Origin of the sequence: Streptomyces hundungensis (assembly GCF_003627815.1) — a bacterium.
Lineage (GTDB): Bacteria > Actinomycetota > Actinomycetes > Streptomycetales > Streptomycetaceae > Streptomyces > Streptomyces hundungensis_A.
Genome location: NZ_CP032698.1, coordinates 7,702,210 through 7,721,872, shown reverse-complemented (window position 1 = coordinate 7,721,872; position 19,663 = coordinate 7,702,210). Strand labels below are relative to the sequence as shown.

The following is a 19,663-nucleotide window of genomic DNA, read 5'->3' as shown; positions in this document are numbered from 1 at the left end:
AAGCCGGTTGACCTGCGCCCATAACGACGGCTTCTCACAGCGAGATCCAACATCTCTTGGACTTTTCCCCGCGGCCCGCCACAGGGTGGGAGCGGAGAAAGGGAGCCGATCATGACGGTATTGATAGCGGGGGCAGGCATCGGTGGACTCACCGCGGCGCTGAGTCTGCATGCGGCAGGCATCGACGCGGTGGTGCGGGAGAGCGCGCGGGAGATCCGTCCCCTGGGAGTCGGCATCAACCTGTTGCCGCATGCGGTGCGCGAACTGACCGAGCTGGGCCTGGGCGACCAGCTCGCCGAGCTCGGCGTCTCCATCACCGAGATCGTCTACGCCGATCCGCGTGGGCGCCAACTGTTCGCCGAATCAAGGGGGTTGGCGCAGGGTTATCGATGGCCGCAATATGCCGTCCATCGTGGCGAGTTGCAACACCTCCTGCTCGCGGCGGTACGGGAACGACTGGGTGCCGACGCGGTGCGCACGGGCACCCGGGTGGTGGACTTCGCGCAGGGACCGGAGGAGCCCGCCGGGGTCCGCGTCCAACTCCTGGACCGGGACTCCGGCGCCCTGGAGGAGACCCGCGTTTCGGCGTTGGTCGGCGCGGACGGCCTGCACTCCGCCGTCAGGCGGCGGCTGCGTCCGGACGGCGGCCCGTTGCTGTGGTCGGGCATCCGGATGTGGCGGGGCGTCACCCGGGCCGAACCGTTCCTCGCCGGGTGCTCGATGGCCATCGTGCGCGACGGTGACGTGGAGCTGGTCGCCTATCCGATCGGTGGCGACCGGATCAACTGGGTGGCGCAGGTCAAGGTGTCCGAGCCGGGCCCGCTCGCCGAGGACGCGGACTGGAACAGAGCGGGCCGCCTCACGGACGTCCTGCCGTACTTCGAGCACTGGTCGCTCGGTCGGCTCGATGTGCCGGAGCTCCTGTCGGGTTGCGGGCAGATCCTGGAGTACCCGATGGTCGACCGTGAGCCACTGCCCGCTTGGGGGCGCGGCCGGGTGACCCTGCTGGGCGACGCCGCACACCCGATGTACCCCGTGGGCGCCAACGGCGCGTCGCAATCGGTCGTCGACGCCCGGGTGCTGGCCCGCGAACTTTCGGCTGCCGACGACCCGGCCGTCGGCCTCGCCCGGTACGAGGCCCTGCGCCGGGAGGCGACGGCGGCCGTGGTGCTGGCGAACCGGGAGATGAGCCGGACCGAGGCACACTCCAAGTCCGCGGAGAGCTTCGCGCGGATGACCGACACCTACCGCAACGCCACGGGCAGCGATGTGGCGGCCCTGAACGCACGCCCCTCACTGAACGCGCCCTGAGCTCGGCGGGGCGGGCGGGCCGCGCCTGCCGGACCGTTCCGGCTCCAGCCACGGCCACGGCCGCGGACACCGCGAGAGCCGTAGCTACGAATACGGCTCTGGCTACGGCGCGAAATTCGGTGGAACGGCACCGCTGTCCGCCCCTACCGTGCTCCCGAACCAAGTCGTCCAGGCGAGGACATGTCGTTGTACACCCTGTGAGTTTTCCCGAGCGCTGATCGGTCGCGCGCCGCACTTGTGCGGCGCGCTGCTTCTTGCTGCGGACTTCTCACTGAAACCGGTGTACTTCTGTGCTCAACACCTGGGCCGTCATGCCCACTTGTCTGCCTCTCGTCGTCCGGCGTTGCCACACGTGCGCGTGCGAGCGCTTCCGGGCGGCCGGAAAGTTTCGCGTCAACGCCCATCACAAACTCATCGACGCCTGGCTCCTCGTGTTCTGTACCGCGTGCGGGGAAACGGCGAAGCTCACCGTCCTGGAGCGGACTCAGGTCCGATCCGTACGACCCGAGCTGCTGGACCGGCTGCACGACAACGACCTCGGTCTGACGGCCGAACTGCTCCAGGATCCGCGTGTGTTGCGCCGTAACCGCGTCGCGCTCGACTGGAACGGCGCCTGGCGGCTCGACACCGGCGGATCGGACCACCTGGGCCGTGAGGCGATCGATGTCACGGTCCGCTTCGCGGCGCCGATACCCGTCCGGCCGGTGCGGCTGATCGCCGAGGGGTGCGGCCTTTCACGGGCCGAGGTCGAGGGCCTGATCCATACGGGCAACCTCGTTTCGGCGGTCCGTCTCGGCGGCCGACTCTCCGGCGACTTCACCTTCACGCTCAAGCGCTGAGCCACCCCGGGCCCAGGGGCCTGTCCGGCACGTCCGCCGGGCAGGCCCTCCTCCCGAGCCGCCCCTGACCAGGAACCCCCTTCAGCCGCGGCGCCAACGACGGCCCGTAGCATGCCCCCATGCCCGAGCTCCAGCTGCTGCGCCTCGACCACGCCTGCGCTCTCCTGAGGTTCGAACGGGAGAACCGCGCCTACTTCGCCGCATCGGTCCCCGACCGCGGCGATGACTTTTTCGCCGAGTTCGACGCCCGGCTCGGCGCACTGCTCGTCGAGCAGGAAACGGGCGTCTGCTTCTTCCATGTGGTGGTGGACGACGAGGGCGAGGTGCTGGGGCGGGTCAACTTGCTTGACGTGACTGCCGGTTGGGCGGAACTCGGGTACCGGATCGCCGAGCGAGCCGCCGGCCGGGGCCTCGCCACGGCGTCCGTCCGCGAGGTCTGCCGTCTGGCTTCGCGCGCCTACGGTCTGACCTCACTGACGGCGAGGACCACCGTGGACAACGCCGGCTCCCGCGCCGTGCTGGCCCGCACCGGATTCGAGGTCACCTCGCAGATCCAATTGGCCGGCCGCCCCGGGCTCGGTTTCGTACGGAACCTCTGACCCCACGGCCGGCCGCCGGCTCGTTGATGTGGCCACGGCTGTGCATCGGGAACGGATCCGCCCCGATCGCTGTCTACTTGGCTGAGCACCCCCGAGCGGTGCCGCTCGGGCATGCCCGGGGGAACGTCTGGCAGAGAGTTCTATCGACCCATGGGTCTCACGAGTAACAAGGTGCTGGCGCTGACCGTGGTGTGCGCGGTGGTGATGTTCGCCGTCACCATCTGGTTGTGGCCGCGCCTCTCCCGGCATGACTGGAAGACGATTCTGGGCCGACTGGGGCTCCTGATCGCGACCCAGCTCCTGGTGTTCGCCGCCGTGGGGCTCGCGACGAACAACTCCTTCCTGTTCTTCGGCTCGTGGACGGACCTCTTCGGACAGGAACAGGGCGTCGGCGTGGTCGTCGACCACTAGGGCCCCCAGGACCCCGAGGACCGGTCGGGGCACGGGACGCCACCTGGTCAGCGCCCGCGGCCGAAGGCGCGGGAGAGCAGGTTCCGGGGAGCGGGAGCCGGGTCGGCGGGTTCGGTGGGCTCGGGGTCCTTCGCGGCCGGACGCAGCGGTTGGGGCGGAGTCGGTGCCTGCGCCTTCTTGCCGCTGATCCGGATCAGCGGGGCTCCCGCCACCTCCTCCACGCCGTGCCACAGGTCCGTGCGCGAGGTGAGCCACTCCAGCAACTCGGCGCGGGCCGGCTCGGGATCGCCCCAAGTGCCGTACGCCTTGGTGCCGGTGATGCAGATGAGCTTCAGTCCCGTCGTCGCGACCGCCCCCCAGACCGCCGCGGCGACGCCGGGACAGTGCTCGGCGCGGAAGTCGTCGAAGGCCACGATGGCGTCCGGGGCGGACAGCTCCTTGGCGGCCTCGATGTCGCCGCGTACGTGCTCGTACAGATGCGAGGCGTCCACGTGAATGAAGCGACAGCTTCCGGGGGTGAGGCGGGAGGCGATGACGGAGGTCGGAGCCTGCACGACGGTGGGGAGCCGCTCGTGGAAGGCGAGGTAGTTCGCCTCGAAGGCGCGGCGGGTGAGCGTGGCGTACGACCTGCCCATTTCGGCGCTGTTGGGGTCGTCCGGGGCCGGTGAGTCGAAGAGGTCGCAGACCGTGAACTCCTCGCCGGGCCGCTGGTAGGCGCCGATGAAGATGGCGCTCTTGCCCAGGTAGGCGCCGAGTTCGAGGAGATCCCCGGTCCCTCGGGGGGCACAGTCCTGGCGCGTCAGGAACCAGTCGAACAGCAGCTGATCGACCGGCCAGAACCAGCCTTTGACATCGGAGAAGTGGCTCGGAGCCGTCACGGGAGCACTCGTCGTTGGGGACATGACCCGGTCCTACTCCTGCCAGATGACCCGGAGGTGACCGCGGGGCGTGCGCCCGGCGCCCCCCGGTCGAAGCTCCCCCGCACGCCGTCGACGCCGAAGCCTCGACGCCCCGGGATGAACACGTTGCGCGTTCGCTTGACTACGCAGACGGAGCCGCGCGAACCCTGACCTCAATGGCGATTTCCCCCGACTACACATAAAGGGGATGTAAGCGCACAATGGGAACGCGACATCCTGTCGCAGCGCGCGGCCAGACGTGCAGACTTTTCAGAAGGAGGCGAGTCGGATGGCCGACGTCTCACACCGCCCCGGTGATATCTCCGGGCACCCCGATGTATCGGAGATGCGGGACCGCTACGCAAGGGTGATGGAAACCCGAGGAGTGGCAGCGGTCGAGGAGCTCGTGATCCTCGCCGGCATCTACGCAGCGATCTCCGGCTGGACGGTCCACTTCTCGGCCGCCAAGCCCACCCTGGCCCTCAGCAACCTGGTCGTGGGCATAGCCCTCGCCGTGCTGGGCCTGTGCATGTCCATGGCCCCGGAGAGGTCCCAGGACCTGAACTTCGTGGTCCTGCTCCTCGGAGCCTGGCTGATCGTCTCTCCATGGGTCGTAGCGCGCAGCGCCGGCACCGGAGCCATCCTCAGCAACGTCATCACAGGCGCGTGTGTGTGCCTGTTCGCCCTCGTCGCCGGAGGCATCTTGATGAGCAGGGGCCGAAGGACGCCAGACACGCGCCGCTGACCCCACCAGCCCCTTCCCTGCGGCCCGCACGGCGCCCGCACTGACGGCGCCCGCACCTCAACTCCCGGCCCGTGAGCCGGAGTCGGTGCGGGCGCCGTCGGCGCGGGCGCCGGTCCGCCCCGGCCGTCCGAGCTCGCCATCCTGCTTGCCACCCCCCCTGTGAGGGCCATCACATTCCGAACGGGGCCGCCGGGAGTAACCTGTCTCCATGCCTCTGCTCGTACGACGCCGCCACGTGGACTTCGTCCGCGTCACGAGCATGGCCTGTCGCACTTACCGCTGACCCAGGCCCCCCTTCACTCCTCCCGTGCTCCAGCGGCCCCCGCCCCACCCCGGCGGAGCCGCCACCGCGCCCACCCGCGCCGGCCGGGACATCTCCCAGCGGATGGCTTCCATGTCGTACGTGACCTCGTCACAGCTCTCGTCGCAGCGCCCGAGCACCTCGTCGCAGCTCCCGATCATCGACCTTTCCGCCGCCGACCGCGGCCCCGAGGCCCGTGGGCAGCTGCACGCCCAGCTCCACGCCGCCGCGCACGGCGTCGGTTTCTTCCAGCTCGTCGGGCACGGCGTCACCGATGCCGAGACCGCCGCGCTCAACCACGCCATGCGGGCTTTCTTCCGGCTGCCGCAGGCGGACCGACTGGCCATCGACAACGTCAACTCGCCCCACTTCCGCGGCTATACGCGCATCGGCGACGAACGCACCGGCGGCTCCCGCGACTGGCGCGACCAGCTCGACATCGGCGCCGAGCGCCCTGCGCGGACACCCGGGCCGGGCGAGCCCGCGTACTGGTGGCTCGAAGGCCCCAACCAGTGGCCCGCCGCGCTGCCGGAGCTGCGCACCGCGGCGCTCACCTGGATCGACCGGCTCAGCGCGGTCGCGGGGAAGCTGCTGCACGAGCTGCTCGCCGCGATCGGCGCTCCCGAGACCTTCTACGACGACGTGTTCGGCGACCGCGCCCATCTGCACCTGAAGCTGGTGCGCTATCCCGGCAGCGCCGAGGACGGCACCGGCCAGGGCGTCGGCGCCCACAAGGATTACGGCTTCCTCACCCTGCTCCACCAGGACAGCGTGGGCGGACTCCAGGTGCAGCGCGAGGACGGCCGCTTCCACGACGTGCCTCCGCTTCCCGGCGCCTTCGTCGTCAACCTCGGCGAGCTCCTCGAAGTCGCGACGAACGGCTATCTGCTCGCCACCAACCACCGGGTGGTGAGCCCTCCCGGCGCGACCGAGCGCTTCTCCGTCCCGTTCTTCTACAACCCGCGCCTCGACGCCCGCATCGAGCCGCTCCCGTTCCCCTACGCGGCGCTCGCCCCCGGCGCCACCGCGGACCCTGCCAACCCGCTGTTCGCCGAGTACGGCCGCAACGAGCTCAAGGGCAAGCTGCGGGCCCACCCCCTGGTGGCGGCCCGCCACCACGCGGACCTGCTTCTCAGCGACCGCCCGCTCGCCGGATCCGCCCTCGCCTCCTAGACACCGTCACGCTCGCGGAATCCGCGCTCGCCTCCTGGACGCCGTCAGGCCCGGCGGTCCACCAGCACCTCCGAAAGCTCGATCAGCTCCTCCACATGGGCCGTCACGAGAGGCGCCGCGCGGAGCCGGTCGCGCGCGGCGGACACCCGGGTGCGGGCGTCCCGCAGCGCGTAGGCCCGGCCACCCGCCTCGTCGATGAGGTCGGCGGCCTTGCGCACCCGGTCGTCGTCGTGGGGGCCCTCCCCGCCCAGGAGGCGCTCCAGGTGGGGCCCGATGGCGGGGGTCAGGGCGATCGCGGCGAGCACCGGCAGCGTCTTCTTGCCGCGCCGAAGATCACTGTGGGCCGGCTTTCCGGTGACGGCGGGGTCGCCCCAGATCCCCAGGACGTCGTCGACGGCCTGGAACGCGAGACCCCACAGCCGTCCGGCCTCGGCCAGAGCGTCCGTGCGTCGGGGGTGGGCGCCCGCGAGGGTCGGCCCGAGGGAGGTGGCACAGCCGAGCAGGGCGCCGGTCTTGCGTGCCGCCATGGCCCGGTACTCGGCGAGCCCCACGGCTCCGCGACCAGACCACGGCCGGGTCTCGAACAACACATCGTCGGCCTGCCCGTGCACCAACTCCCCCAACATCAGGGCAAGTTGGTGGACCGCCGGGCCGCCCCGCACGCCGTCGGCCCCCGACAGAACGCGCACGGCCAGGGCGAACAAGGCGTCGCCCGCCAGAACCGCGGGGCCCGTACCGAAGGCCTTCCATGCGCTGTCGCGATGCCTTCTGCGCTCGTCGCCGTCCATGATGTCGTCGTGCATCAGCGAGAAGGTGTGGATCAGCTCGATGGCGACGGCCGCGGGTACCGCCACGTCCGCGCCCGCGCCCACCGCCTCCGCCCCGAGCACCGTGAGCGCCGGCCGCACCCCCTTGCCGCCGCCCCCGGTGCTGGGCTCACCGTTCACGTCACACCATCCGAACGCGTGCGAGGCGATCCGCCCCGGGTCGGGATGGAGGCCGTGGACCGCCTCGCGCAGCGCCGGCTCGACCAGCTTTCGGCAGCGGGCGAGGGTTTCGGCCGCCGGGAGAGGAGGCCGTGCGGCTTCTGTCGCCGCCGCGAGGCCGGGTGCGCGATCGGTGGCCTCGGGTACGGGCGTGAGGGGCGGGGCCGGGGACGCGGGGCCGTGCAGTTCTATGGGGATGGGCATGGGTTCTGTTCCTGTCGTGGGGGGTGCGAGCGGCATCGTGCGCTCTCAGCGGGCGGCTGCGACGGCGGTCGTGACGCCCAGCTCGGCACGCGCCTTGGCGATCATGTCCCCGGCGCGCAGCAACCCGATGTCGCCGAGCGCACGCTCCAGAGCGTCGAGGTCGGCCGCCGTCAGCGCCGCCGAACGCCCCAGCCGCGCCTGCGACTTCACCAGGCCGAGCCGGGCCAGTGCCTCCCCGCGCGGCTCACCCATCGCGCGGAACTCTTCGAGTGCCCCGCCGTACACCGTCGCGGCCTCGGCGTAACGCCCGGCGCGGTACAGCACGTTGCCGCGCATCTTGTGGTTGTACGCCAGTGCGCTGACCAGTTGGATCGCGCGGCAGAGCGACTCCGCCGTGGTCAGCAGCGCCAGCGCCTGCTCCGCGTCGCCCTGGGCCGAGCGCACATCGGCCATGCCGCGCAGCGCCCAGGCCCGGCCACGGTCGTCCCCGGCGTCGCCGGCTATCTGGGCCGCCTCCTCGAACAGGGCGAGCGCGCTGTCGAGGGAACCGGTGTTGCGGTGCATCTGCGCGATGCCTTCGAGCGCCCACACCGTGTGCCGGGCCTCGCCCCGCCGGCGCGCCTCCGCGAGCAGCTTCTCGTGCAGCCGGCCGACGGCCTCGTAGTCGCCCTGGATGCGTCCGGTCTCGGCGAGTCCGGCCAGGGAGTAGCCGCGGGCGACGATGTCCCCGCCCTGTTCGGCGAGTTCGGCTGCGGCGGCCAGCCAGCGCCGGGCCAGCGCGAGGTGGCCGCACTGGCGGGCCAGAGTGCCGCCGCTCCACACCGCCCACGCCATGGCGCCCCGGTCCTGGGCCCGGCGGGCCGCGCGGTAGCTGTCCTTCCACGCCCGCTCGGCCTCGTCGACCCGCCCGAGCCGTCTGCACGCCTCGGCGACGGCGAGCCCGGCATGCGCCAACTCCAGGTCGCCGCCGCCCTGTTGGGCGCGGAGCTGTTCCTCCTTCGCCTTGGCCAGTACCTCCTCCAGCGAGGTGTTGACCGAAAGCTCACCCAGCGATCCCCGGTACTCGGGGGCGAATGCTTTGCCGTACATGGTTGTCTCGCTTCGGATCGTGGTGCGAGGCGCCGTGCCGCGCCTGTGATCTCGAAGCTATGAGACGACCGTGGGCCGAGGAGTCAGCCTCAGAGCCCGTGTGGTGTACATCTGAAGTCTGACGTCCGCCGCGCGGGTCCGACCTCAGCGGGACCCGGCGAACCGGGCCAGATAGGCGTCGGCGCGCCCGGAATCCATCAGCCAGTCCTGGTAACCGGCGGGATCCGCATAGCCGTTGACGAACCGGTGGGCGATCTCGGGATGCTCGAAGGCGGCCCGCAGGAGACGTCCGACGTGCTCGGCCTGGGGCTGACGCAGCATCAGGTCGGTGAAGGCGTGCACATGCCGGGCGTGCTGCCAGTAGTCCTCGAAGGTCTGTCGCATCCACTGCTCGTCGTAGGGGAGGTCACCGCGCTTCAGGATCGCGTCGAGGTATTCGGCGGCAGCCCTGGCCGCGTTGTTGGCGCCCTGGCCGGTGAGCGGGTCGTGGACGACGACCGCGTCCGCCATGCCGAGGACGTACTGGCCCTCCCCCAGCGCGGCGACCCCGCTGCGGACGACGGGGGCGACGGCGCCGTACAAAGCGGCCTGCTTGTCGGTGGGTTCGGCCGATGTGAAGCGCTCGTACTCCCACGGCGCGTAGACCCGCAGCAGTTCCACCGCGCGGCGCAGGCCCTCGCTCGGGGTGGGGCGGTCGGCCCAACAGTCGTACGGACCGCCGAACTTGCCCTCGATCAGCAGGATGTCGCAGGTTCCGTTGACGGTCAGTGCCTGAAGGGCGATGGCGTCGCCGACCGACGGCACGCCCGTGGCCCGCAGATACGCGTCGCTGTCCTCACCCCGGCCCGTGACGCCTGCGGCGTAGAACGCGGCGATGGCGCGCTGGGGTCCTTCGTACAGCGAACGCGTCTCGTCCCGGGCGAACAGTGACGACAGCGCGCCGCGGCCGGTGGCCACGACCGTGAGGTCATGGCGTGCGACGATTCCGGGCGCCTCGTCCGGTGCGACCGATCCGTACCGGACGCGGCCGCCGCGCGCCTCGAACAGCTCCAGCCAGGTGGAGAGTTTGAGCCGCTGGTCGACCGAGCGGACCTCCCCGTCGTAGGAGGCGGTGAACCGCGCCCTGCGGGGCGCGCGTTCGGTGGGGTCCCACTGGTTCATCTCCACGCCGTCCATCACCGGCGCCCGGTCGTCCCAGAGGTTCAGCCCGGCCGCCCGTTCCAGAGCCAGGGCCGGGCCGAACATCAGCTGGGTGGAGGTGACCCTGCCTTCGCGGATCTGCCGCGCGCTGCGATCCGACAGCAGCGTCACCTCGTAGTCGGCGGCCTGTAGTCCCAGGGCCAGTTGGAGTCCGGCCTGTCCTGCCCCGATGATCGCGATCCTGCGCACATGAGCCTCCACCTCGTCCACCGCCCCGACCCCACCGTTGTACTGGGTGTCGTACGGAGCTGCCTAGGCGACATGGGCACCTGCAACGTCCCTCACGGCGCGAAAGCGCCAGAGTGTGGCGCCCGGGCGGTCGGTCGTTACGGGGTGCCGGGCTTGCGGGCGCCCTTGTCGCTGTCGCAGACAAGCCCTCTGATCCTGGCCGAACCCTTGGGCGCGGCGGCCGTCCGCCCGGCCCGGCAGTCGCCGTCGTCGGCTGCGTCACGGCACCCCTGGAGCCACTGTTCGGGCGCCGCCTTGGCCTTGGCGCCACCCTGCTCGGTACGCCACTGCTCGCAGCCCCCGCTCTTGAGGAAGGCCTGGGTGCCTCCGCTGCGGTCGGCCTTCATCCCGGCGAGGGCGACCACATATCCGCCCTCGTAGGCGACGTCGTCGTGGAAGACCGGCTTGTCGTTGAAGACGGCTATGGCGGCGGCCCCGATGCCGAGACAGATGAGGACGCCGACGGCCAGGGCCAGCAGAAGGTTCCGCCGGGAGGGACCTTGGTGGGAGGTGTATTCCGGGGCTTGATCAAGAAGAACCATATGGAGCACTTTGGCATATCCACCCCCTCCCCTCTCTGGCGGCCCCCCTTCCTTCCATATCGGCTATGGACCAAGGGAGTTGACGCCCCGTCGGGGCTCTCGTCGAGTGTCCTGTCGGGTGACTTGGCCGGGTCCAGTCGGGTGCTGCGGCCCCGACCCGGCGTCTGGCCGACCCGGCCGGATAGGATCGCCGGACCGCCGCGCGGCGCGGCGGCGCCACCTCAGGGGGAGTCATGCTCAAGGCCTTCGCCGATCTGTCCACCCCGCTCGTGGCGGACGCCTGTGTCCGCCTCGGTGTTTCCCTGCGCATCGCGCCACCCGGCATCCGTGCGGTCGACCCCGGTCATCGCCTCGCCGGGCGGGCCCTGCCGGTCCGGCACTACGGGAGTGTCGATGTGTTCCTCGAGGCGTTCGGGGCGGCGGAGCCGGGCGATGTGCTGGTCGTCGACAACGGGGGCCGTACCGACGAGGCCTGCGTGGGCGACCTCACCGCCCTGGAGGCCAAGGCGGCGGGCGTCGCGGGCCTGGTGGTGTGGGGGTTGCACCGCGACACCTCCGAACTCACCGACATCGCGCTGCCCGTGTTCAGCTACGGCAGCAATCCCTCGGGGCCCGTGCGTCTCGACGCCCAGGAGCCCGAAGCGCTGACCAGCGCCCGCTTCGCCACCCATCTGGTGAGTCGCGAGGACATGGTGTTCGCCGACGAGGACGGTGTGCTGTTCGTCGGCGCCGAGCACGTCGAGGAGGTGCTCGCGACGGCCCTGCGGATCCGGGACACCGAACGCGAACAGGCCGACCGCGTCCGGGCGGGCGACACCCTGCGCCGGCAGACGTCCTTCGAGGAGTACATGGCGCGCCGCGCCTCCGACCCCGAGTACACCTTCCGCAAGCATCTGCGGCGCACCGGCGGGGCCATCGAGGAGTAGCCCCCTGGGGGCGGCGCCCTTGTGGGGCCGCCCCGGGGTCAGTCTTCGCGCGCCGTCGCCGTCAGGCCACCTCGGCCGGCACGCGGAGGTCGGCGCGGGGCCTGGTGTAGAGGCGGCCCCGGACCTCGCCGCGCGCCAACCGGTCCATCGCCGCCGGGAGTTCGGCGAACGGGACCTCCTGCACGGCCGGCTTGAGCGCGCCGCTCGCTATGAGCTCGTAGACCTCCCGCAGTTCGTCCTTGCTCGCACCGAGCGAGCCCACGAGCCGGACGTTGCGCATGACCATCGCGGCGATCGATATCTCGGCGACGGCTCCGCCGAGACCGACGAGCACCACACAGCCACCGGGCCGTACGCTCTCCACGGCGGCGGCGACGGTCGAGGCGACGCCCGCGAAGTCCACGATCACATCGGGGCGTCGGTCCGCGAGCTGCCGGACGTCGTGGAAGCAGGCCGTGGCTCCGGCGTCCTGCGCGGGGCCGAAGGTGGCCGGGTTGACGTCGACCCCGTACACGGTCGCTCCGAGCAGTGCGGCGATGCGTACGCCGTTGAGGCCGAGGCCTCCCAGGCCTATCACGCCGACCGTCCGGCCCCGGCGGACCGAGCCGGCCGTCCGTACCGCGTGGTAGGCGGTGGCCACCGAGTCGGTGGCGACCGCCGCTTCGGCGAACGTCACGTTGTCGGGGATGTGCACCAGCGTGGAGACATGGGCCAATTCCCGCTCGGCGAAGGCTCCGTCGTGGCCCACCCCGGGTGCGAAGTGGGCGTCCTCGATCGGGTGCGACACCAGGGCGATGCCGACCCGGTCGCCCACCGCGAAGTCCCGTACGCCCTCGCCCACCGAGGAGATGACCCCGGCGCCCTCGTGGCCCAGCGTCAGCGGTGCCTTGACCGTGAGGTCACCGAGGTCCATCCCGCTCATGATGTGCAGGTCCGAGTGGCACAGGCCGGCCGCTTCGATGTCGACCACGACCCACCCGGGCCCGGGCTCCGGGTCCGGAACGGTCTCCATGTTGAGCGGCCGTCCCGCGCCCGCGAACCGTATGGCCTTCATTCGTGCATCCCCACCTTCACACCTGCATCGCACAGTTGTTCCCTGTTCTGGTGGTTGAATTCCCAAGGTTCGAGCGGTTCATGCGTGGAAATCGATTCTGCGGACGCTCCCTCCGGGGGCCGCGGCCACCATGCCGACGGCGGCCCGCCCAGCGAGTGCTGGACAGGCCGCCGGGTGGCTGCTCAGACGCCGTTGACCTCCAGCTCGTATATGCGGGCGGCCGAATCGCCGTTCCCCGTCGGGGTGATGACCGCCAGGCGTACGTAACGGGCCGACGCCGTCACGGGACTCGTCGTGGAGTCGGCGGTGTTGCCCCGGATCTGGGCCGCCGTGCTCCAGGTGGTTCCGTCGGCGGAGACGCTCAGGTCGTAGTCCTTGGTGTTCCACTCCGCCCTCTCGCCGCCGGCACCCGCGTGGCGCACCGTGATCGAGGTCAGCGGGTGGGACGCACCCAGATCGACCTGAAGGGTCTTGGTGCCGGACGCCTTGGAGCACCATTTGTCACTCGTGCCTCCGGTGACGCTTCCGTTGACCGCCTTGTCCGGGGTCTCCGTGGTGGTGCAGGACTCGGAGCCCGTGGTGGGTTGCCCGATCGCGAGATCCCGGCTGCCCGCGCCCGTCCCGTAGACCTCCAGCTCGTAGACGCGGGCCGCGTCGCTGCCCCCGGTGTTGGAGGCGCTGGTGACTACGAGACGGACATAGCGGGCCGAGCGGGCCGCCACGGGGTGGTAGGTCCGGCTGGAGCGGGAGCCGCTGACGGTCGCCGCGGTGGTCCAGGCGGTGCCGTCGGTGCTGGTCTGGATCTGGAAGCCGCCGGTGTTCCAGGCGGTGCTCTCGCCGCCGAGCCCCGCGTGCTTGATGACGAAGGAGGACACGCTCCGCACGGACCCGAGGTCGACCTGGAGCGACGGGTTCGCATCGGCCGAGCACCACTTGCTGTTGTGGGTCAGCGAGCCGTCCACGGCCTTGTCGGCCGACTCCGCCGCGGCGCAGGGCGTAGATCCGGTGACGGGTTTGCCGAGCGCGAGGTCGGTGCCGAGGTCCGGGGCGGCCGGCACCGGGCTCGCGCCGTCCTGGAACGACGGCGGCACGTCCGCGGCGCCGGTGCCCCAGGTCGCGCTGGGCGTGGCGCCCATGGTGTAGGTGAGGGTCGCACCGGCCGCGACGTCCGGGTAGCGCAGATAACTGTGGCTGGTGGACGTGCCGTTGAGGCTGAGCGACTGCACATAGGGTCCGCTGCCGGTGCTGTTGATGGTGATGTTCCCGGCCGCGCGCTGGATCAGGATCGAGGGGAACTGCGGCCCGTGCAGTGCCAGCGTGTCGGCGCCGGGGGTCGCCGGATACATGCCGAGCGCGGCCCACACGTACCAGGCCGACGTCGCGCCGAGGTCGTCGTTGCCGGGCAGTCCCCCGGCGCCGGTGGTGAAGGACTCCGCCATCACCTTGCGCACCGCGTCGGTGGCCCCGGCCGGGTGGCGGGCGTAGTCGTAGGCCCACGGCACTCCGTGCTCGGGCTCGTTCCCTATGTAGTAATAGGGCCTGCTCTGCCCGGCGTTGACCTCCGTGAAGTGGTGGTCGAGGCGCTGGACGGCGGTTCCCGCGCCGCCCATGGAGTTGATCAGGTCGGAGAAGTCGTAGGGCACCATCCAGGTGTACTGGGAGGCGTTGCCCTCGGTGAAGGTGGACTGGCTCGCCGGATCGAGCGGCCAGCTCCAGGAGCCGTCGCTCTTGTGCTGCTGCACATAGGAGGACTCGGCGTTGAAGGTGTTGCGCCACCACTGGGCGCGTCCCATGTGGCTCTGGTAGCTCGATGTGTCACCCAGAGCCTTGGCGAACTGGGCCACCGCGAAGTCGGAGGCCGAGTATTCGAGGGAGTCGGAGGGGTCGTCGAGGTAGTGCAGGCTGGTGTAGGTGGATTGGCGTCCACGGATCTCGCTGCCCTGTGCCGTTCCGCCGTTGGACGACTTCTCCATCAGCGCGAGCGCCGCAGCGGTGTCGAAGTCGCGCGCCCCGAATGCGTACATGCTGCCGACGATGATCGGGCCGGGGTCGCCCGTCATGACGAAGTCCTCGTTGGTCTGCTGGGACCACTTGGGCAGGAGCCCGCCCTGCTGTCCGTCCAGGACCATCGACTTGGCGATGTCGCTCGCCTCGGTCGGGGCCATGAGGGCGACGAGCGCCGCCCAGGAGCGGTAGATGTCCCACCCGGAGTAGTTCTGGTAGACCGGCCTGGCCGAGTGGTGCACGGCGTTGTCGAAGCCCCGGTAGTCGCCGTTGACGTCACTGGAGATGTTGGGGCTCTGGAGCACGTGGTAGAGGGCGGTGTAGAACTTCTGCCGCTCCTCGGCGCTGCCGCCACTCACCTGGAGCCGGTTGAGCATCTGGTTCCAGGCGTCGTCGGCCGCGGTGCGGGTCGCGCCGAAGTCCCAGCCGTTGTTCTCCGAGGTCACATTGGCCTGCGCGCCCGCGACGCTCACATAGGACAGACCGACCTTGAACTGGACGGTCGCGTTGCTGGTGGTGTCGAAGGTGAGGTAAGCGCCGGTGTCGGCGCCGGACGCGCCGGCCGAGCCGTCGCTGACGGTGCCCCCGGACCAGGTGCCGAAGCCGGTCGGCGCCCGGTCGAAGCGCACGTCGAAGTAGATCTGGTACGTCTTGGACGACCCGCAGAACCCTCCGGCGGTCACGCTTCCGGTCAGCTCGTTGCCGTTGATGCGCACCGATCCGGCGCGGCTGCCGGTGGCGCTGCGGCCGGTGTTGATCAGCAGCCGGGACGCGGTCGAGGCGGGGTAGGTGAGCTTGCCCATGCCGGTGCGGGTGGTGGCGGACAGCTCCACGTCGGTGGCGTAACGATCGAGGCGGGTCTTGTAGTAGCCGGGCTTGGCGACCTCGTTCGCCTTGGTGTGACCGGAGGCGTAGCTCGACCAATGGGTGCCGGGTGAACTGCCGAGCGCGCCGGTGACCGGCAGCAGGGGCAGGTCCTCGTTGTTGGCGCAGCCGGCGCCGTCGAAGTGGGTGAGGCTGAAGTCCTCGACGGAGGTGTCCTTGTAGCGGTAGCCGGACGGCGAGGCCGTCGGGGTGTCCGGGCCGAACTGGACGCCGCCGAACGGCACCACGGCCCCGGGGTAGGTGCTGCCTCCCGCGCCGCCGGGCACGGGGTTGGGGGCGTTGCTGTCGTCGGTGCCGATGAACGGGTCGACGTACTGGGTCAGCGCGAGCGCCGCCGCGTGGGCGGGCGCCGCGTGGGCGGGCGCCGCGGCGGCGAGTCCGACGACGCCCAGGGCGGAGAGGGTCAGGGCGCTGAAGGCGCTGAGGCATCGTGAGACGCGTCTGGGGTGGACGGGGGAAACGGCGGAGGGCACGGAGCGGAGCACGAGGGGGGACCACCTTCTCGCAAGGGACCGCTCGCCGTCCGGCGGGCGACCTCGGGACGGGGATGCTCGGTGTGCATGTGAACGTTACCAATCAACTCAGGATTGTTGAGGTGTCCCTGACCACCCGTCAAGAGCGGGGGACGAATTCGAGTCCCCGGCCCATCCCTCGCCCGCACGGCGTTTCGGCGCGCGGCCCAATTCCCGTTTGGGCGCGCATTTCTGATGGTTCGTCAACCACCTTCACCCTCGAACACTTCACCATGGGAACGTTACCAATTCGTAGCGGCGTCTTCGACTACCGCGCCCCCGCCGCCCCAAGCGCCCCGCGGCCCGCCTGACATGGGGATCCGTCTGCCATCATCGACCCGTCGCCGTGCCGGACCGGGCACGGACCGGTCGATGAGGAGGCTCGTGAAGCGCCCGACGATGAAGGACGTGGCCCGCGCGGCGGGAGTGAGCCCGATGACGGTTTCGCGAGCGGTGTCGGGCGAACCCGGCGTCTCGCCGGACACCGCCGCCCGAGTCGAGCAGGCCATACGGCAGTTGGGCTACCAGCGCAACGACAACGCCCGCAGTCTGCGGCAGAAGGACCTGCGCACGTCCACCATCGGGCTCGTCGTCGACGATCTGGCCAACCCGTTCTACGCCCTGATGGCCCGCTCCGTGGAGGACGAGGCCCATCGGCGCGGCTATCTGGTCCTGGTCGGCAGCACCAACGACGAGCCCCGCCGCGAACGGGAGGTCATAGCCGCGTTCACCGCCCGGCAGGTGGACGGTCTCATCCTCGTCCCGACCAACGGAGGCCACGGCTTCCTCAAGCAGCCGATGGAGGGCGGCACCTGTGTCGTCTGCGTCGACCGGCCCGCCAAGGGGCTGGCCGTCGACACCGTCACCGTCGACAACCGGGCGGGCGCCGAGCGGGCCGTCGGCCATCTGCTCGGCCACGGGCACACACGGATCGCCTACCTCGGCGACCGGTTCGACATCTGGACCCAGCGCGAGCGCCACGCGGGCTATCTCGACGCCCTCGCCGCCCACGGCATACCCGAGGATCCGGCCCTCGTACGCCATGAACTGCGCTCCCAGTCCGACGCGGCGGCCGCCCTCGCCGAGCTGCGGGCGCTTCCCGATCCCCCCACCGCCCTGTTCACCACCAATGACCTCATCACCATCGGCGTGATGGACGGACTCGGGCACCCCGATCCGGTCGCCCTCGTCGGCTTCGACGACTTCCCGCTGGCCGACCGGCTCAGCCCGCCGCTCAGCGTCGTCAGCCAGGACCCGGTCGCACTCGGCGCCACGGCCGCCAACCTCCTGTTCTCCCGGATCGACGGCGACACGTCACCACCCCGCTCGGTCGTCCTCCTGACCCGGCTCGTCGTGCGCGGCTCGGGGGCCGGTGGCGGCTTTCGCGGTTGACCCCCGGCCACGGAGCTCGTCGACGGTGGTGCGCCGTCGAGCACGCAGGCGATGTTCAGGGAGCTCAGCCCTGCGACCGGGAGGCTCGTCGGCGCTAGGGGAGCAGACCTTCCGGCAGGTAGGGCGATCTGACGGCGACGGGCCAACCCAGTCGGCGGGCATGGCACACAAGCCCCAGCACATCCAGGTTGAGCGCCGCCTCCATGTCCTTGCCGCGAGCGCCCACGGTGTAGTGCTCGCGGTGTTCTTCGAGGGCATCGGCGAGCGCGAGGACGAAGCCCTGCCGGTCGCCCTGGACGAGCTGGGACAGCAGGACCACGGGCGGAGCGAGGAAACCGCCGGTGTCCGCCCGGCCCCCGATCAGGAGCGCGTGGTCCATCGCCGGCTCGGGGTCGACGCCGCGCAGATAGTCGTGGAGGGCCGCGCAGTAGGCGCCGCCGGGCGAGGGGTGATCGCCCTCGGCGAAGAACCCGGGCTCGATGAGTACGCAGTCGGCGAGCACCTCCCGCTCACCGAGCACCAGGGCCAGCGCCACGGCCTGCTGCCACTGGTGCGGGTTGGGACGGAACGTGCCGCGCCATGCCGGCAGCCGTCTGGTCGTACCGCCGACGGTGACGTCCACCTCCGTGCCCGGCTCCGCCCGCGCCAGCCTCAGGGCGCCCGCTCCCGCCTCGGCACCCAGCACCAGGGCCTCGTCCCGGCACGGATCCGCCCCCTGGGGGTCCAGCGCGGCCCGTACCAGGAAGCGCTGCCGCTGGTCCGACATGAGCGACATCAACTCCCTCGCGAGCGCCTTCGGGTCCTCGCGAGGATCGTGGAAGCGCGTCATCTCCTGGGCGGCGCAGTCGTCGTACGGCGACGGGTCCAGGCACTGGACGGCGAACGGATGCGTCGGCCGTTCGACCACCAGCGGATCCTCGGTTAGCGCGGCCACCGCATCGGCACGCTTGTCGCCTCCATAGGCCCGCACCCGGGGCGCGTCCGGCTCGAACCCGGTCACCAGAGCACGCGGCAGATATCCGGACTCGACTTTCGTGTCCCACCCTCGCCATCGATGGGCCATCGCCATGAGTGCCAGCGCGTCGAGCGGCAACAGGCTGCGCGGTGCGGCGTGGCCCGCCTCTGCACGACTTCGGTACTGCTTCAACTGCCTTGCCAGCCGCCGGTGGAAGCCGTCTTCGTCCCCTGCGGCCAGGGCGCGCAAGGTGCTGAGGGCGGCACGGTGGCCGGGCCAGTCGTCGCCCTCGCCGAGCGTCGCGACGACCATGTCGATCAGCGCGCACTTCTCGACGTCCTGCACCGGGCCGGCCCCGAAGATGTCGTCGGGCCTCCCCACGAGGAGGTTGTCCGGCCGCACGAGGCCGTAGTCGTCCGGCCTCCCCGGCAAGAAACCGTCCGGCCCCTCCTCATGGCCGAAGACATACGCCATCAGGGCGTGGACGAGCGCCACGTCGGCTCGCCCCTCGTTTCCGCGCCAGGGCGGGGCGGCCTCGATGAAGACCTCGGTCGCCCGGTCCGCGACGCTAGCGAGGAAGGCCAGATGGAGCGCGTCCAGCCAGCCGGAGGTGTCGTCGTTCCGCCGCCTGTGCTGCCCCACGGGCTGCCCGCCGCACCGCCCCTCGAACCGGCCATGGTTTCGCCCTTCGGACCAGCCATCGTTTTGCCCTACGGGCCGACCGCTGTTCTGACGGCCGCCGCCTGCCTCACCGTCCTGCGCCTCGGGCTCCTCCTCGCGATCGAACTCGCCGCCGTACGACACCCCGGCCCCGACGTAGTCGATGAACACGCCGAACTGCCGTCGGGGAACCAGGGTCAGTTCGAGGGCGCCCACCGCTGCGGCCGCCGCCGAGCCGAGCGCTGCTTCGGCATCCTTTCCATGGAGCTCGGGCAGGCGCACGGACCGCGCCCCCAGATAGTCCAGAAAGCTGTCGGCCACCGCCCGCCAGCCTTCGGCCGGGCGGGGGTCCTCCTGCATCCGGTGCACGTCCCCGGTGATCCGCTCCGCGAAGTCGGCCTCGGCCGCGACCAACGCCGCCTCATCGATTCGATGGCGCTCGATCCGCACGTCTGCCTCCCGACGAGTCCCCGTTCGATCTTGCCCTGCCAGGATAGGAAGGGGGTCTGACAATGGCCCTGAGTCGACGGGCAGCCCGGCTCATGACAGTTCTCAGAGCGTCTTTGTCATCATTTGGTCACATGGGCATGCGATCGTGGTGCTGTTTGCTCGGCTCGCCGACGCCACGAATCCGGACCCGCCTCGGAAAAGAGCATGTCCGACTGGAACGCCCCCGGGTGTTCCTGGCATCTAGGCGGCCGACAGCGCAGAGCACAGGGCGAGATCAGCAAGGCGGGCTGCACCACGT

Annotated in this window: 15 protein-coding genes and 1 pseudogene; 8 read left to right on the top strand and 8 right to left on the bottom strand. The window is 70.9% G+C overall.

The features are described 5' to 3' along the window. Window positions 1–111: 111 nt before the first annotated feature. The 4 genes and pseudogenes from DWB77_RS34290 to DWB77_RS34275 form a co-directional block, all read left to right on the top strand. A complete protein-coding gene (locus DWB77_RS34290) occupies window positions 112–1,311 on the top strand; it encodes a flavin-dependent oxidoreductase (RefSeq protein WP_120726262.1) in 1,200 nt (399 codons plus the stop codon). A gap of 290 nt (window positions 1,312–1,601) precedes the next feature. After that, window positions 1,602–2,150 carry a DUF1062 domain-containing protein gene (locus DWB77_RS34285; protein ID WP_120726260.1) on the top strand — a complete coding sequence of 183 codons (549 nt, stop codon included), beginning with the start codon at window positions 1,602–1,604 and terminating at the stop codon, window positions 2,148–2,150. Between the two features lie 119 nt (window positions 2,151–2,269). Continuing rightward, the gene (locus DWB77_RS34280) at window positions 2,270–2,749 is read left to right on the top strand and encodes a GNAT family N-acetyltransferase (RefSeq protein WP_120726259.1); all 480 of its coding nucleotides are present in this window, start codon (window positions 2,270–2,272) and stop codon (window positions 2,747–2,749) included. 150 nt (window positions 2,750–2,899) lie between these two features. Beyond that, a pseudogene (locus tag DWB77_RS34275) lies at window positions 2,900–3,157 on the top strand (esterase); the annotation flags it as partial. Between the two features lie 50 nt (window positions 3,158–3,207). Here DWB77_RS34275 and DWB77_RS34270 read toward each other — a convergent pair. Beyond that, window positions 3,208–4,062: a class I SAM-dependent methyltransferase gene (locus tag DWB77_RS34270; RefSeq protein WP_120726257.1), complete on the bottom strand. Its 855-nt coding sequence runs from the start codon at window positions 4,060–4,062 to the stop codon at window positions 3,208–3,210. A gap of 286 nt (window positions 4,063–4,348) precedes the next feature. Between DWB77_RS34270 and DWB77_RS34265 the strand changes: the two genes are divergently transcribed. Together DWB77_RS34265 and DWB77_RS34260 are read left to right on the top strand one after the other, a co-directional pair. Further along, the gene (locus DWB77_RS34265) at window positions 4,349–4,804 is read left to right on the top strand and encodes an SPW repeat protein (protein WP_120726255.1); all 456 of its coding nucleotides are present in this window, start codon (window positions 4,349–4,351) and stop codon (window positions 4,802–4,804) included. A gap of 394 nt (window positions 4,805–5,198) precedes the next feature. Beyond that, window positions 5,199–6,278 (top strand): isopenicillin N synthase family dioxygenase, encoded by a 1,080-nt coding sequence (locus DWB77_RS34260; RefSeq protein WP_120726253.1) that lies wholly within the window; start codon window positions 5,199–5,201, stop codon window positions 6,276–6,278. Window positions 6,279–6,322: 44 nt separating this feature from the next. Here the strand turns inward: DWB77_RS34260 and DWB77_RS34255 are convergent, their stop codons facing one another. From DWB77_RS34255 to DWB77_RS34240, 4 genes are all read right to left on the bottom strand, one after another. Next, the gene (locus DWB77_RS34255; protein WP_120726251.1) at window positions 6,323–7,468 is read right to left on the bottom strand and encodes a polyprenyl synthetase family protein; all 1,146 of its coding nucleotides are present in this window, start codon (window positions 7,466–7,468) and stop codon (window positions 6,323–6,325) included. A 45-nt stretch (window positions 7,469–7,513) separates the two neighbouring features. Further along, a complete protein-coding gene (locus DWB77_RS34250; protein WP_120726250.1) occupies window positions 7,514–8,557 on the bottom strand; it encodes a tetratricopeptide repeat protein in 1,044 nt (347 codons plus the stop codon). 144 nt (window positions 8,558–8,701) lie between these two features. After that, complete coding sequence (locus tag DWB77_RS34245) at window positions 8,702–9,967, bottom strand: styrene monooxygenase/indole monooxygenase family protein (RefSeq protein ID WP_120726248.1); 1,266 nt, start codon at window positions 9,965–9,967, stop codon at window positions 8,702–8,704. 116 nt (window positions 9,968–10,083) lie between these two features. Beyond that, window positions 10,084–10,527, bottom strand: coding sequence for a hypothetical protein (locus DWB77_RS34240; RefSeq protein ID WP_120726246.1), 444 nt, complete (start codon window positions 10,525–10,527; stop codon window positions 10,084–10,086). A 233-nt stretch (window positions 10,528–10,760) separates the two neighbouring features. On the opposite strand from DWB77_RS34240, the gene DWB77_RS34235 reads away from it, so the two are divergent. After that, a complete protein-coding gene (locus DWB77_RS34235) occupies window positions 10,761–11,453 on the top strand; it encodes an RraA family protein (RefSeq protein ID WP_120726244.1) in 693 nt (230 codons plus the stop codon). A 61-nt stretch (window positions 11,454–11,514) separates the two neighbouring features. Here the strand turns inward: DWB77_RS34235 and DWB77_RS34230 are convergent, their stop codons facing one another. Both DWB77_RS34230 and DWB77_RS34225 read right to left on the bottom strand, forming a co-directional pair. Beyond that, entirely contained in the window at window positions 11,515–12,507 is a 993-nt protein-coding gene (locus DWB77_RS34230) for a zinc-binding dehydrogenase (RefSeq protein ID WP_120726242.1), read from the bottom strand. 182 nt (window positions 12,508–12,689) lie between these two features. Further along, window positions 12,690–15,881, bottom strand: a complete 3,192-nt coding sequence (locus tag DWB77_RS34225; RefSeq protein WP_216826882.1) for a GH92 family glycosyl hydrolase — start codon at window positions 15,879–15,881, stop codon at window positions 12,690–12,692. Between the two features lie 411 nt (window positions 15,882–16,292). Between DWB77_RS34225 and DWB77_RS34220 the strand changes: the two genes are divergently transcribed. Continuing rightward, window positions 16,293–17,300 carry a LacI family DNA-binding transcriptional regulator gene (locus DWB77_RS34220; protein WP_246033730.1) on the top strand — a complete coding sequence of 336 codons (1,008 nt, stop codon included), beginning with the start codon at window positions 16,293–16,295 and terminating at the stop codon, window positions 17,298–17,300. A gap of 94 nt (window positions 17,301–17,394) precedes the next feature. Here the strand turns inward: DWB77_RS34220 and DWB77_RS34215 are convergent, their stop codons facing one another. Beyond that, window positions 17,395–19,365: an immunity 49 family protein gene (locus tag DWB77_RS34215; protein ID WP_120726238.1), complete on the bottom strand. Its 1,971-nt coding sequence runs from the start codon at window positions 19,363–19,365 to the stop codon at window positions 17,395–17,397. Window positions 19,366–19,663: the final 298 nt, after the last annotated feature.